Below are 12,941 nucleotides of genomic sequence, written 5' to 3' on the forward strand. Positions count from 1 at the left end.
CTTCGGCGCTACTTCGACGGCAAGTCGGATACGGCGTTGCGCAGTTGCTCAACGCGTGCGCCGTTGAGTGCCGCGACACAGGCCAAGCGCCCCATCTCGTGGGCGTTACCCGCTCCGCCGCCGCTCAGCGAAGCGGAGAATTCACATTGAGCCGCGCGATACTTTGCGAATTCCTTGTTCGATGCCGCCAAAGCCACCTCGGATGCATGAATATATTTATTACCCTCGTCCCATTTCTTTATGACAGCGAGCGCGTCGTCTTCGGCCTTTTTTAAATACTCTCGACTTTCACTGGCCTTCTTCGCAAGACAATCCTTCATTCCAACCTGAGAATAAGCACCGCACTGCTCGTACAGCCCCTTCTCGGTATTGATGGTGTTGTCAGATGCGGCGATCGAGAGTAACGAAAACGATAGCGCAAGCCCAAATCCGATACTTCTTATTGCACGCATGAAGTCTCCTGTCCCTTTCGCACGATGCCCCATGCAAAATCTAGTTTCCTTGCATAGTTCGGATCTCGACGCATTGAATTGTAACGTAACGCCACTGATGTCGCAGAGAACGGCCGCCATCCTGTAATGACACGTTGAATCGACGCCTTCTGATACTTTAAGACTTGCCCTGGTCGCAACACCGTGATCATCGGATTCAGTTTCTTCAGCACGTCGGTTGTGCTGCCATGTACTTTCGCGATTTTGTCGAAGCTATCGCCCGGCTTGACTGTGACGTCATACACCCTAGCGTCTGCATTAGGCACACTACGGTGCTCAAAGATTGCCATGCGCATCAGCAGATAGCCGATTCCTGCCCTGAGATTATGCGCAGGGTTCGTTCTCGCCGATCCCACAGTCAGTTGCGCTCTCCACGCGGAAGGCAGAATCAAGTCGCCGCCTTCTTCGCCCGAAAGAAACGACGTCAAACCCGGGTCACCCGATACGCCAATCTGCAATGGTTTGATCTTCCACTCCGAGCTATTTGCCCCGGTTTCAACCCACAGCATTGCCTTGATCAGAAGCCAATCCAGCGGCCTGTAGCCGGCAGCGCCTGACAAATGTCGATTGTATTCGCTCACTGCCATCTGAATTTCGCAATCCCATATATCCCATTTGACATCGCCAACAGCCGCGCCAATACCATCCTGCCATTTTTCGAAGCCGCTCTTCGCTGGCTCTTGAACCGGCATATTTTCACCCTCCGATTGAATTGGTTATGTTGTTCGCGTCCAGCACAAGACAGGTAGTTGCATACGCGTTCGACCCATACCCGACACGTCAGCACCGAAATAAAACGCTAGAAACGATGCACGGTCGCCGTTTGTATTTCAATTTTCGAGATAGCTTTTAAACAACAGAACGACAGCGAGAAAGCACTCAAAGCCAGATAGACGCGAAAAAAAAGTTGCAAAACGTCAACAGCCGTTGCCCGGTAGCGATACCCAAGCGGCGCGCGTTCCACCGAACGCGTCGCACACTCGGTCACATAACGAACGACACATTCGGCGAACCGACTCGACTACACTGGACCGTCACCGCATATAGGGCGCACGCGATGAAGCTCTACTACTGGCCGACGACCGGGCATTCCGGGCGCTGTGGATGCTCGAGGAAATAGGCGTGGGGTACGAACTGGTGCCGATCGACTTGCGCTCGCACGAACAGGGCAGCGACGCGTTCGTGCAGGTCAACCCGATGGCCAAGCTGCCCGCGCTCGACGACGGCGGCGCCCGGTTCGCCGAATCGGGCGCCGTGCTGCTCCATCTCGCCGACCGTTGCCCGCGCGCCGGGCTCGGCGTCGCGCCCGACGATCCGCTGCGCGGCCGTTTCCTCCAGTGGATGTTCTTCACGCCGACCTGCCTCGAACCGGCGATGGTCGAGAAATTCACCGGCGCGTCGGGGAATCCGGTCGCGTTCGGCTGGGGCAACATCGCGCGCGTGCAGTGCGCCCTCGCGCAGGCGCTCGCCCACGGCCGCCGGCTCGTCGGCGAGCGCTTCACCGCGGCCGACCTGCTGCTCGCGAGCACTCTGAAGATCGCGTTCGACGCGCATCTGCTGCCGCACGAAGGCGTGCTCGGCGACTACGTCGCGCGCGCCGAGGACCGCGACGCGTTCCGCCGCGCGGTCGCGATCGAACAGCGCGAAGCGTCACGCCCGCTGCACTTGAGACGCGCAACGGGGCGGCGCCCGGCCAACGTCGATCACGCCTGTGCGCCCGGCCCCGGCGCACCCGCGTCGATCACCACGCCCGGCGAACCGCGCTCGTCGGTATCGGCGTCGATCGGCACGACGTCGTGAAAATGCGTGTAATCGATGTGCGTGATGCCGTCCTCGTCGTGCATCAGGTCGACGTAGCGGTGATGCCAGCGGATGTCGCCATGCACCCACACATGGCGCGCCTGCATGACCTGGGCGGTCGTCTCGTCCGATCCCTCGATCGTGATCAGCAATTGCGCATCTCGCGCGGCGAGCGATTCGGGCGTCTCGCCGAACAGCGCGCTCGACTCGTCGATCACGTGCATCAGGTTCCAGCCGAGCAGGAAGATCGGATGCTCGTTGCGCACGAGCGGCAGGTCGTGAATCTTGCGCAGCGAGTAGCCCTCGTGCGTGCCTTCGACGCGCATCAGCCGCAGTTTCGCCTGCGCCTCGGCAATCACGTTCTGGCGGGCATTCGCGGCGCGCACCATCAGCGTCATCCGGCCGTTCAGCGGCCGCACGATCGCGTGGCGCGCGAACAGGATCTTCGCTTGCGGCCGAGAAAACCGCGCGAACACGAGCCCCGTGGCCAGCGCGATGCTCGACATCCCGACGAAGATCTCGAACGTCGCGACGAGGTGCGCATAAACGGTCTGCGGATGCATGTCGCCGTAGCCGACGGTCGCGAGCGTCTCGACGCTGAAGAAGAACGCGCCGCCGAAGCCGGCCGGCGACTGGTTCGCGATCGGCGCCTGGCCGAGCAGGTAGAGCGCCGCGAAGCCGCTGTTGAGCAGCAGGAACAGCACCGCGAGCGACAGGAAGAACACGGGCCAGCTCACCGTCAGCGCGCGGTGATAGAAGTCGCGCCAGCCGAGCGGCGGCATCCCGTACGCGATCACCAGGCGGGTGCCCGACCAGATCTTGCGGCCACGGCCGCGGGAGGCTGGGGAGGACGAATCGACGTTCATCGCGCGGCGCCGGTTGCAGGAAGGCGATGAGCGTAGCACGCGCGGCGGCGGCCGGGAATGCGGACCGGTTCGGCACGGCAATCCGCCGCGTCGTCATAAAAAAACCGGCCGCACATGCGGCCGGCTGCGTCGTCATGCGAGCCCGCGCGTGGCGCGCGCCGCGCTCACTTGCGGTCGACGATTACCTGGTCGAACGTGCCGCCGTCGGCGAAATGGGTCTTCTGCGCGTTCGCCCAGCTGCCGAAAACCTGCTCGACGCTGAACGTCTTCAGCGCCTTGAACTCGGCCGCATGCTTCTGCAGCACGGCCGCGTCGCGCGGGCGCAGATGATGCTGCGCGATGATCTCCTGCGCTTGCGGCGTGTACAGGTAGTCGAGATACGCCTGCGCGACCTTGCGCGTGCCTTTCTTGTCGACCACCTTGTCGACGACGGCGACGGGCGGCTCCGCGAGGATGCTCGCCGACGGATACACGGCGTCGAACTGCGCGCCCGACGCGCCCGTGTCCATCAGCGCGACCTCGTTCTCGAACGTGACGAGCACGTCGCCGATGCCGCGCTGCGTGAACGTCGTCGTCGCGCCGCGGCCACCCGAGTCGAGCACCGGCACATTGCGGAAGATCGCCTTCTCGAAGTCGAGCGCCTGCTGGTCGGTCGCGCCCTTCTGCTTCTGGAAGCCCCACGCGGCGAGATACGCGTAGCGGCCGTTGCCCGACGTCTTCGGGTTCGCGATGATCACCTGCACGCCCGGCTTCGCGAGATCGCTCCAGTCCTTGATCGCCTTCGGGTTGCCCTTGCGCACGAGGAACACCATCGTCGTCGAGTACGGCGAGCTGTTGTCGGGGAAGCGCGCGCGCCAGTCCTTCGGCAGCAGTTGGCCGCGCTCGGCGAGCAGGTCGATGTCGTTCGGCTGGTTCATCGTCACGACGTCGGCCTGCAGCCCCTGCAGCACCGACAGCGCCTGCGCGCTCGACGCGCCGTGCGACTGCTTGATTGTGACCGTCTCGCCCGTCTTCTGCTTGTAGGCGGCGGCAAAGCTCGCGTTGATGTCCTTGTACAGCTCGCGCGTCACGTCGTACGACACGTTCAGGATCGACGTGTCCGCGTGCGCGGCGGTCGCCGCCACGACCAGCGCCGCCGTCGCGCCCGTGTGCAGCCAGCGGCCGATCCCCTTGATGCTTGCCATCGTGATATGCCCCGTTTCCAGTGGTGGTGAATGTGCGTGACCGTACGTGTACGTGCTGTCATCGAAACGTAAGCGGGCATTCTAGCGGCCGGCCGCAGCGCGCCTTCCAATCAGTCGTGGAAAGCAAATCTCGAATTCTGCTAAACGGCGGCCGCGGCTCGCGCGCGCCGCCGCTCCGGTGTTAAGATCGCCGCTCAGCCCATTCACGGTTCATCCATGTCCGCTACCCTGCGCTCGCCCTCGATCCTCGCCGCCGTCGCGGCAGGTGCGCGCGCGGCCGGGCTGAAACTGAAAAAACGACTCCTCGACTGACGGGGACGTCGCGTCCCGTCAGGCGAATGCCGGACGGGATGCCCGCAGGTCGTTTCTTTCTCCTTGCATGCACGCCTCGCTCCGGCACGCCGCCGGCGGAACGGTTCCTTCCCACTCCGTTTCCACCATGAGGCTTTGCATGAACACACGTTTCGAAGGTATCTGGCTGCCGATCATCACGCCGTTCCACCGCGGCGAGGTCGACCATGCGGCGCTCGCGCGGCTCGCGCGCCACTATGCGGGCGCCGGCATCGCGGGTTTCGTCGCGGGGGCGACGACCGGTGAAGGCGTGCTGCTCGACGCGCGCGAACAGGACGCGGTGTTCGCGACGCTGCGCGACGCGGCCCCCGGGCTGCCGATCGTCGTCGGGCTGACCGCGAGCGCGACGCACTTCGCGGCCGCCCGCGCGCGCGAACTCGCGGCGCTGCGCCCCGACGGGCTGCTCGTCACGCCGCCCGTCTACGTGCGGCCGACGCAGGACGGCATCCGCCGCCATGTCGAAGCGATCGTCGACGCGGCCGACCTGCCGGTGCTCGTCTACAACATCCCGTACCGCACGGGCGTGAACGTCGAACTGGACACGCTGCAGGCGCTCGCGCGCGACTCGCGCGTCGCCGGCATCAAGGAATGCGGCGGCACGCTCGACCGGATGAGCCGGCTCGTGCACGACACGCCGCTCGCGATCCTGTCCGGCGACGACAACCAGAACTTCGCGGCGATGTGCGCGGGCGCGCACGGCGCGATCGCGAGCAGCGCGCACGTGCTGCCCGAATGGCACGTGCGGATTCACGCGTGGCTGCGCGACGGGCGGCTCGCCGACGCGCGGCGCCTGTCGGTCGCGCTGCAGCCGCTCGTCGCGGCGCTGTTCGCGGAACCGAACCCGGCGCCGGTGAAGGCCGTGCTCGCCGCGCAAGGATGGTGCGAGGACGGGTTGCGGCTGCCGTTCGTGCCGGCGAGCGAGGGATTGCGGGCGCGACTGGCAGCCATTTCCGCGGAACTGCATGAAATCGAGCCGGACATCGCCGTCGCATGAACCGCAACGCTACGTGACGTGCAGGCGACCGATGGATCGCGCACCGACAGATTGCTTCAAACTGTCAAAACGAGAGACAGGTCATACCGTGCAAGATGAGCGTCGGCCGTCACGAGCTGAAGCGGCTCGAGCCGCGCCTGGGCAACCAGCAAACGATCGAAGGGATCACGATGGTGATGCGGCAAATCGCGGACCGCGGCCCCATGCGCCGCCCGAACCGGCAGCTCGCGGATCCCGCTCGGCCCGATCGCCCGCATCAGCTCGCCGACGTCGATATCGAGCTTGCCCAGTCCGGCCTTGATGGCAGCCTCCCAGATACTTGCGCTGCTGACGAAACGCTCGTCGGCGGCCGAGATCACGCTGCGCGCTCGTGCGCTGAGCTTGGGGTCATTCGTCACGATCCACAAAAATATGTGCGTATCGAGCAACAGCCGCATCAGCGCCCTTCGAATGCATCCAGCAAGCCATCGGGCAGCGGGGCATCGAAGTCGTCCGCGATCCACGCCTGCCCTTGCAGGACACCGAACCGAATGGGCGGATTGACGGGCACGGGGCAATCGGCTGACGGCCCGCCGTCGCGGATCGAGGCTTCCGCCCTTTGCGCCGGATCGACCGCCCTGGCGCCCGGTGTATTTGCGTTTTGCATGATGACCTCCGTTTCAAGTGATCATCACTGTAGTCAGGTTTGCCCGATCGATCCATTCGGCCGATCGGCAGAGGGACGACCGAACCGCGGCCCGCGACGGCAATCGAGCGTTTCATCACGCCGCCACCGCCCCCTCCGTCGCCCCCCGCACCGCCTGCGTGACGATCCGCGCGAGCCGATCGACCGTCGGCGTCGCCGACGACGTACGCCGCAGCAGGATCAGCGGCAGGCTCGGCAGCGCCGGCAGCCCGCACGACGCCGCATCGAGCCCGCGCACCGACGCGGGCAGCCCGTAATGCGAGCGCACCGTGAGCCCGAGACCGGCCGCCGCGGCCGCCCATAGCCCGGCCAGGCTCGGCGTCGTGAACGCGACGCGCCACGGCACGCCCGCGCGGTCCAGCGCATCGGTCGCCGCGCCGAAGAACCGGCACGGCCGGTCGAACACGACGAGCGGCAACGGCTCGCCCGCCGCGCGCACGGCGCGATCGCGCGTTTCGTCGCCGCCGCTCGCACCGCCCCGCGCGCCCGCGTCCCCGCCGCCATCCGGCACGCCGAGACCACCGCCCGCCGCGCCGATCCACTGCATCGGCACGTGCGCGATCGCTTCGCTGTCGATCCCCGCCCGCGACACGAGCGCCGCCGACGCCGGATCGCCCCATACGAGCGCCAGATCGAGCTGGTTCGCATCGAGCCGGTCGAGCAGATCGGCGTTGCGCGCCACGCGCGCCTCGATCTTCACCTTCGGATGCGCGCGCGCGAAGCGCCCGAGCACGTCGGGCAGGATCGCTTCACCGAAATCCTCCTGCAACCCGACCCGTACCCAGCCGTCGAGATTCACGCCGCGCACGGCCGCGGCCGCCTCGTCGTTCAGCTCGATCATCCGCCGCGCGTAGCGCAGCATCGCGTCGCCGGCGTCGGTCAGCGCGAGCCCGCGCCCGGCCTTCACGAACAGCGGCGTGCCGGCCTGCTCCTCCAGCTTGCGGATCTGCGCGCTCACCGCCGACGACGAGCGCGCGACGCGATCGGCCGCCTTCGCGAAACTGCCGAGATCCACGCCCGCGACGAGGCTGCGCAACGCCGCGACGTCGAAGTTGGGCCGCGCGAGCGCGGCATCGGCGCCCGCGACGGCCTCGCCGCCATCGCGCGAAGTGTCTTGTCCGACCATCTCAACCATCCTGATTTATCGAACGATTCATCAAAAACTTTCCGATTTTCAGGATGAATGTAGGCCGCCAGACTGTGGACGTCAACTTCGAACCGGGCCTGCCGTCATGGACACCTCGTGCATCGCTTCCCCCTCTTCGCCTGCCCGCGACGGGCGCGGGCCAGCCCATCGCTGGCGCGTGCTGGCCGCCGGCGTCGCCGCGAACATGAGCTTTTCGGCCGCCGCGGCCGGCATCCCGACCACGGCCGTGTGGATGCGCGCCGCGTATCACCTCGACAACGGCGCGCTCGGCCTCGTGCTGGGCGCGCTCGGGTTCGGCGTCGCGCTGTCCGAGCTGCCGTGGGGAATCGCCGCCGACCGCTTCGGCGACCGCCGCGTGCTGCTGACCGGGCTCGTCGCGACGGCCGCGATGCTCGCGCTGATGATGTGCACGATCGCGCCGACCGCGCACGCGGTGCCGCCGCTGATGCGGGTCGTCGCGGCTATGTGCTGCGTCGGCCTGCTCGGCGGCAGCGTGAACGGCTCGAGCGGACGTGCGGTGATGCGCTGGTTCGGCGAGCGCGAGCGCGGGCTCGCGATGAGCATCCGCCAGACGGCCGTGCCGCTCGGCGGCGGCCTCGGCGCGGCGCTGCTGCCGTCGCTTGCGTCGCATGCGGGCTTCGCCGCGGTGTACGGCGCGCTGATGCTGCTGTGCGCCGGCTCGGCCGCGTTGACGTGGCGCTGGCTGCACGAGCCGCCCGATGCGCCGGCTGCGACGCCCGTCACCGCAGGCCGTCCCCTCGCGCCGCCATCGCCGGCCGCACCGATGCGCAGCCCGCTCGCGAGCGGCCGCGTGTGGCGCATCGTGCTCGGCATCGGCGCGCTGTGCGCCCCGCAGTTCGCGGTGCTTACGTTCGCGACCGTGTTCCTGCACGATTTCGGCCTGCTCGGCCTCGCCGGCATCAGCGCGGCAATGGTCGCGCTGCAGGTCGGCGCAATGGTGATGCGCGTGTGGAGCGGCCGCCATACCGACCGGTACGGCAACCGGCGTGCGTACCTGCGCGGGTCGGTGTGCGTCGCGGCCGGATCGTTCGCGCTGCTCGCGGCCGCGACGGCCGGCAGCCCGCACGTGCCGCTCGCGGCGATCGTCGCGATTCTCGTGTTCGCGGGCATCTGCGTATCGGCGTGGCACGGCGTCGCGTACACCGAGCTCGCAACGCTCGCGGGTGCGAACCACGCCGGCACCGCGCTCGGGATGGCGAATACGGTCGTGTATCTCGGCCTGTTCGCGACGCCGCTCGCGATTCCGCCGCTGCTGGCCGTCAGTTCGTGGAGCGTGGTGTGGCTCGCGACCGCGCTGATCGCCGCCGCGACCTACCCGCTGTTCGCGCGATAGCGGGCCGACGCGGCGACGTTCGCGGCAGCGTGCGCGAGACGGTCAGAACTTGTACACGGCCGACAGCATCGCCGAACGGCCGTCGCCGAACTCGACGGCCGACGATCGCGACTCGCTTCCCAACACCTGCCGCACGCGCTCGACATACGCGCGGTCGAACAGGTTGTCGATATTCAGCTGGAAACGCAGCCGGCGGTTCACTTCGTAGCCGGCCATCAGGTTGTGCACCCAATACGCGCCGAGCTGGCTGCCGCCTTCGGACGTCACGTTGCGCCGGCCGACGAAGTGCGAGCCGTAGCCGATCGTCCAGCCTGCCGGCAGCCGATAGGTCGTCCACAGGTTGAGCGCGTGCCGCGGCGTGTTGCCGAGCGCCTGCCCATCGCGGCGCGGCGTGGCCGGCGAACTGAGCGTGACGCTCGCCAGGTACGTGTAATTCGCGAACACGTCCCACTGCGGCGTCACCTTGCCGGCCGCGCCGAGCTCGATGCCGCGCACGCGCTGCCGGCCCACGAGCGCGTAGCTGCCGTCGGCCATGCGCTCGCGCGCGTTTTTCTTCTCGGTCTGGAACAGCGCGCCGTTCAGCGCGATGCCGGCCAGCCCTTCCCATTTCGTGCCGAGCTCGAAGCTCTCGTTTTTTTCGGGCGCGAGCGACTCGGTCGCCGCGTTGAGGCCCGAGCCGTTGCTCACGAGAAATTCGGCGGACGGATTGAACGACGTGCCGTACGAGAAATACACGCGGCCGTTCTCCGTCGGCTTGAACACGAGCCCCGCGCGCGTGCTCAGATGGCGGTCGCTGTTCGCCGCGCGCTCGGTCGGCTTGCCGGCCGGCGTGCTTTCGGCCCAGCCGTCGATCCAGTCGTGACGCAGCCCGACGTCGATGTCCCAGTAGCGGCCGAGCGAGAGCGTGTCGAACGCGTACAGCGCCTTCACGATGAGCTCGGTATCGCTGCGCGCGCTGTTCTCGCGCTTCGCGGGGCCGAGCCACACGCCGGGCGGCGCGGTGAGCGCGAAACCGTTGGCCGGATAGAAACGGTTGAGCCCGTAGGAATACGTGGTGCGACCGTACGTTTCCCGCGAAATTTCGAAGCCCGTGACGAGCGTGTGCCCGATGCCGAACGTCGCGAATTCGCTCGTGACGTTGGTCTGGTTCGCCCACATCGCCGTCGACGCATCGCGGCCGTAGCCCTGCGGCCCGGCCGGCTTGTAGCGCCCCGGCGGCAGCCCTTGCAGATTCACGTGCGACGCGGACACCACCGTATCGCGATTCAGGTGCGTGTAGCGGCTCAGGTTCTGCACCTTCAGGTGCGGCGACACGTCGTGCTCGGCCTTGACGGTGAACGTGTCGGACATGATGCGTTCGCGATCGAGATTGCGCCAGCCGAAGTAGCTGTCGCGCGACACGCCGGCCAGCACCTGCCCGTCGCGCGCGGGCAGCCCGTAGTCGGGCAGGTTGTTGTCGTACTGATGGAAATAGCCGAGCGTGACGCGCGTCGGCGTGCCGAGGCCGAACGCGAGCGACGGCGCGACGCCCCAGCGCCGCTTGCGGATGTCGTCGCGGCCCGGCACGTCGTTGATGTGCGCCATCGCGTTCAGGCGGAACGCGGCCTTGCCGTCGGCGCCGGGCAGCGGCTGGTTCGTATCGAGCGTCACGCGGCGGTAGTCGGACGTGCCGAGCACCGCGCCGGCTTCGGTCAACGCGCCGGCCTTCGGCGTCTTGCTGACCAGGTTCACCGAGCCGCCCGTGGTGCCGGCGCCGCCGAACACCGAGTTCGGCCCCTTGATCACCTCCACCGCGTCGATGTTGAAAAGGTCGCTGCGATTGTTCTGCGCGCTGTCGCGCAGCCCGTCGAGCTGCATGTTCGCGTTCGCGCCGAAACCGCGGATATTGAAACTGTCGCCCGAGCCCCCGCCGCCCTCGCCCGCGTTGAACGTGATGCCGGCGACGTTCGACAGCGCTTCGCGCAGGCTCAGCGCCTGCTGTTCGTCCAGCACCGCGCGCGGCACGACGGTGATCGTCTGCGGCACGTCGAGCAGCGGCGTCGCATATTTGGCCGAGCCCGACCGATCGACGCGCGAGCCTGCGTCGTGCGCGCCGCGAACGAAGATCGGATCGAGGTGCGGCGCCTGCCCCGGCTCGCCTTCTTCCGCGCACGCCGGCGCGGCCGCACAGGCGATCATCGCGAACGCGACGGACGCGGTCGCGCGACGCGGCGGCGTCGCGCTCGACAAAATGCAACTGCTCATGCTCACTCCATTCCATTGATGATAATGATTCTCATTTAAATGGAATGGCGTCGACGCCGCAATTGGACACGTCCGAACTTCGCGGTCCGAACGAACGCGCGACCGAAACGCCGGAGCAGCGCGTCGCGCGTCGGCCGCTCAGGTCGCTTGCGCGGCCTCGCGCGCCAGCGCGCGCCGCGCGGCCGGCCGTTCGGCCTCGCGCTGCGCATGCGCGGTCCATGCGGGATGCCGCGTCATGTCGAGCCCGATCGCGACGCCCCAGCGATACAGCACGAGCAGGAACGGATCGACGATCGAATGCGCGCCCGGCTCGGCCCACGTGCGGCCGTCGGCCAGCAGGGCTTCGATCGACGCGTTCGCGGCCTCGATCGTGCTGCGCCCATGCGCGCTGATCGCGCCGTGCAGCGCCGGATCGTCGATGAAACGGCCCGGCCGCCACAGCGCGCCGTAGCCGACGCCGTGCACCCAGCCGACCAGCCAGGCGAGCCATTCGTGGCAGCGCGCCTCGCGCAGCGGATCGTCGAGCGGCAGCAATTGCGCGTCCGGATAGCGGCGCGCGAGATACGTGAGGATCGCCGGCGTTTCGGTCAGCACGCGCGGCTCGCCCGGAATCGCGAGCACGGGCACGCGCGCCTTCGCGTTGATCGCGAGGTAGCGCGCTTCGAGGTTCTGCCGCTGCTTCACGGAGACGATCTCGACGTCGAACGGCGCGCCGGTTTCCTCCAGCGCGATGTGAGCGGCGAGCGAGCAGGCGCCCGGCGAAAGATAGAGACGATAGGGGTTCATGGCGGTGGGGCCGACGGGGCTGTGGAAGACGGAACCGAGTGTAGGAACGCATGCCGGCACGCAGCAAACGATGAATTGTCGTGCTCAAGCATTAGTGTTACTAATACCCGCATGCGACGCATCCATCTCCCTCCGCTGCAGACGCTGCGCGCGTTCGAAGCCGCCGTGCGGCTGCAGAGCTTCACGCGCGCGGCGGACGAGCTCGCGCTCACGCAAGGCGCGGTCAGCCAGCACATCCGCGCGCTCGAGGCGCAGCTCGGCTATCCGCTGTTCACGCGCGAACGCAACGGCGCGACGCCGACGCACGCCGCGCACGCGCTCGCGCTGCAGGTGCGCCAGGGCCTGAGCGTGCTCGAACGCGCGTTCGAGCCGGCGCTGGCGGTGCGCCGCCGCCCGCGCACCTGCGACGCGACGCTGAACGTGAGCGTGCTGCCGAGCGTCGCCGAGCGCTGGCTCGCGCCGCGCCTGCCGCGTTTCTCGGCCGCGCATCCGCACATCTCGATCGTGCTGCATCCGGACGTGGCGCTCGCGCCGCTGCGCAAGCGCGACCGCATCGACGTCGCGCTGCGCTACGGGCCCGGCACGTGGCCCGGTGTGGTCGCCGAGAAGCTGATGAACGAGACGATCTTTCCGGTCGCGAGCCCCGCGTACCGCAATCGCGACGGCGTCGCCCCGCGCGCGCCGGCCGATCTCGTGCGCGCGACGCTGCTGCGCCATCCCGCGCAACCGTGGGAACCGTGGTTCCAGGCCGCGCGGCTCGACCTTACCGAATCCGCGCGCGCACCGCGCTTCACCGATGCGAACGCGCTGATCGCCGCGGCGCTGCAAGGCCGCGGCGTCGCGCTCGCGCGCCGCTCGCTGATCGAGCCCGAACTCGCGAGCGGCACGCTCGTGCGTGTGTCGAGCGTGCGCATCACCGACGTGTATGCGCACTACGTCGTGTGGCGCCCCGGCCATCCCCGCGAAGCGGCGATCCGCACGTGGCTCGACTGGCTGCGCAGCGAAGTGCGGCGCAGGACGCCGCGGCGCTGACGCCGGC

Annotated in this window: 12 protein-coding genes and 1 pseudogene; 4 read left to right on the top strand and 9 right to left on the bottom strand. The window is 67.7% G+C overall.

Going from position 1 to position 12,941, the window contains the following annotated elements; genetic code table 11:
• Nucleotides 1-8: 8 nt before the first annotated feature.
• Both CFB35_RS15460 and CFB35_RS15465 read right to left on the bottom strand, forming a co-directional pair.
• A complete protein-coding gene (locus CFB35_RS15460) occupies nucleotides 9-452 on the bottom strand; it encodes a lysozyme inhibitor LprI family protein (RefSeq protein ID WP_081066457.1) in 444 nt (147 codons plus the stop codon).
• The gene (locus tag CFB35_RS15465) at nucleotides 440-1,183 is read right to left on the bottom strand and encodes a LysM domain-containing protein (protein WP_081066458.1); all 744 of its coding nucleotides are present in this window, start codon (nucleotides 1,181-1,183) and stop codon (nucleotides 440-442) included. Before CFB35_RS15465 ends, CFB35_RS15460 begins: the two co-directional genes overlap by 13 nt.
• Before the next feature lie 365 nt (nucleotides 1,184-1,548).
• Between CFB35_RS15465 and CFB35_RS15470 the strand changes: the two are divergent.
• Nucleotides 1,549-2,156: pseudogene (locus tag CFB35_RS15470) on the top strand (glutathione S-transferase family protein); the annotation flags it as partial.
• 38 nt (nucleotides 2,157-2,194) lie between these two features.
• On the opposite strand, the gene CFB35_RS15475 reads toward CFB35_RS15470, so the two are convergent.
• Together CFB35_RS15475 and CFB35_RS15480 are read right to left on the bottom strand one after the other, a co-directional pair.
• A complete protein-coding gene (locus tag CFB35_RS15475) occupies nucleotides 2,195-3,157 on the bottom strand; it encodes an ion channel (protein ID WP_089465190.1) in 963 nt (320 codons plus the stop codon).
• A gap of 164 nt (nucleotides 3,158-3,321) precedes the next feature.
• Entirely contained in the window at nucleotides 3,322-4,341 is a 1,020-nt protein-coding gene (locus CFB35_RS15480) for a sulfate ABC transporter substrate-binding protein (protein WP_059583175.1), read from the bottom strand.
• A gap of 451 nt (nucleotides 4,342-4,792) precedes the next feature.
• On the opposite strand from CFB35_RS15480, the gene dapA reads away from it, so the two are divergent.
• Nucleotides 4,793-5,686: a 4-hydroxy-tetrahydrodipicolinate synthase gene (gene dapA / locus CFB35_RS15490; protein WP_059583177.1), complete on the top strand. Its 894-nt coding sequence runs from the start codon at nucleotides 4,793-4,795 to the stop codon at nucleotides 5,684-5,686.
• Nucleotides 5,687-5,742: 56 nt separating this feature from the next.
• Here the strand turns inward: dapA and CFB35_RS15495 are convergent, their stop codons facing one another.
• The 3 genes from CFB35_RS15495 to CFB35_RS15505 all read right to left on the bottom strand — a co-directional run bounded on the left by CFB35_RS15495 (nucleotide 5,743) and on the right by CFB35_RS15505 (nucleotide 7,497).
• Entirely contained in the window at nucleotides 5,743-6,123 is a 381-nt protein-coding gene (locus tag CFB35_RS15495; RefSeq protein WP_059583178.1) for a type II toxin-antitoxin system VapC family toxin, read from the bottom strand.
• The gene (locus CFB35_RS15500) at nucleotides 6,123-6,332 is read right to left on the bottom strand and encodes a hypothetical protein (RefSeq protein WP_089465191.1); all 210 of its coding nucleotides are present in this window, start codon (nucleotides 6,330-6,332) and stop codon (nucleotides 6,123-6,125) included. The genes CFB35_RS15495 and CFB35_RS15500 overlap by 1 nt, the downstream gene beginning before the upstream one ends.
• Before the next feature lie 115 nt (nucleotides 6,333-6,447).
• Nucleotides 6,448-7,497 carry a LysR substrate-binding domain-containing protein gene (locus CFB35_RS15505; protein WP_089465192.1) on the bottom strand — a complete coding sequence of 350 codons (1,050 nt, stop codon included), beginning with the start codon at nucleotides 7,495-7,497 and terminating at the stop codon, nucleotides 6,448-6,450.
• Between the two features lie 106 nt (nucleotides 7,498-7,603).
• Between CFB35_RS15505 and CFB35_RS15510 the strand changes: the two genes are divergently transcribed.
• Nucleotides 7,604-8,872, top strand: a complete 1,269-nt coding sequence (locus tag CFB35_RS15510) for an MFS transporter (protein WP_089465193.1) — start codon at nucleotides 7,604-7,606, stop codon at nucleotides 8,870-8,872.
• Between the two features lie 42 nt (nucleotides 8,873-8,914).
• Here CFB35_RS15510 and CFB35_RS15515 read toward each other — a convergent pair whose 3' ends face one another.
• Nucleotides 8,915-11,116 (bottom strand): TonB-dependent siderophore receptor, encoded by a 2,202-nt coding sequence (locus CFB35_RS15515; RefSeq protein WP_060966578.1) that lies wholly within the window; start codon nucleotides 11,114-11,116, stop codon nucleotides 8,915-8,917.
• Between the two features lie 138 nt (nucleotides 11,117-11,254).
• Nucleotides 11,255-11,902, bottom strand: coding sequence for a glutathione S-transferase family protein (locus tag CFB35_RS15520; RefSeq protein WP_089465194.1), 648 nt, complete (start codon nucleotides 11,900-11,902; stop codon nucleotides 11,255-11,257).
• Nucleotides 11,903-12,013: 111 nt separating this feature from the next.
• Here CFB35_RS15520 and CFB35_RS15525 point away from each other — a divergent pair, with 111 nt between their 5' ends.
• Nucleotides 12,014-12,934 carry a LysR substrate-binding domain-containing protein gene (locus CFB35_RS15525; protein ID WP_089465195.1) on the top strand — a complete coding sequence of 307 codons (921 nt, stop codon included), beginning with the start codon at nucleotides 12,014-12,016 and terminating at the stop codon, nucleotides 12,932-12,934.
• The last annotated feature ends 7 nt before the right edge of the window (nucleotides 12,935-12,941 follow it).

It is taken from the genome of Burkholderia sp. AU16482, from assembly GCF_002223285.1.
GTDB classification, from domain to species: domain Bacteria; phylum Pseudomonadota; class Gammaproteobacteria; order Burkholderiales; family Burkholderiaceae; genus Burkholderia; species Burkholderia semiarida.

What these genes read in the sequence shown, in the direction of transcription:
- CFB35_RS15465 (WP_081066458.1), bottom strand. Translation starts at nt 1,183, where the DNA reads ATGCCGGTTCAAGAGCCAGCGAAGAGCGGCTTCGAAAAATGGCAGGAT.
- CFB35_RS15505 (WP_089465192.1), bottom strand. Translation starts at nt 7,497, where the DNA reads ATGGTCGGACAAGACACTTCGCGCGATGGCGGCGAGGCCGTCGCGGGC.
- dapA (WP_059583177.1), top strand. Translation starts at nt 4,793, where the DNA reads ATGAACACACGTTTCGAAGGTATCTGGCTGCCGATCATCACGCCGTTC.
- CFB35_RS15475 (WP_089465190.1), bottom strand. Translation starts at nt 3,157, where the DNA reads ATGAACGTCGATTCGTCCTCCCCAGCCTCCCGCGGCCGTGGCCGCAAG.
- CFB35_RS15525 (WP_089465195.1), top strand. Translation starts at nt 12,014, where the DNA reads ATGCGACGCATCCATCTCCCTCCGCTGCAGACGCTGCGCGCGTTCGAA.
- CFB35_RS15500 (WP_089465191.1), bottom strand. Translation starts at nt 6,332, where the DNA reads ATGCAAAACGCAAATACACCGGGCGCCAGGGCGGTCGATCCGGCGCAA.
- CFB35_RS15460 (WP_081066457.1), bottom strand. Translation starts at nt 452, where the DNA reads ATGCGTGCAATAAGAAGTATCGGATTTGGGCTTGCGCTATCGTTTTCG.
- CFB35_RS15495 (WP_059583178.1), bottom strand. Translation starts at nt 6,123, where the DNA reads ATGCGGCTGTTGCTCGATACGCACATATTTTTGTGGATCGTGACGAAT.
- CFB35_RS15510 (WP_089465193.1), top strand. Translation starts at nt 7,604, where the DNA reads ATGGACACCTCGTGCATCGCTTCCCCCTCTTCGCCTGCCCGCGACGGG.
- CFB35_RS15520 (WP_089465194.1), bottom strand. Translation starts at nt 11,902, where the DNA reads ATGAACCCCTATCGTCTCTATCTTTCGCCGGGCGCCTGCTCGCTCGCC.
- CFB35_RS15515 (WP_060966578.1), bottom strand. Translation starts at nt 11,116, where the DNA reads ATGAGCAGTTGCATTTTGTCGAGCGCGACGCCGCCGCGTCGCGCGACC.
- CFB35_RS15480 (WP_059583175.1), bottom strand. Translation starts at nt 4,341, where the DNA reads ATGGCAAGCATCAAGGGGATCGGCCGCTGGCTGCACACGGGCGCGACG.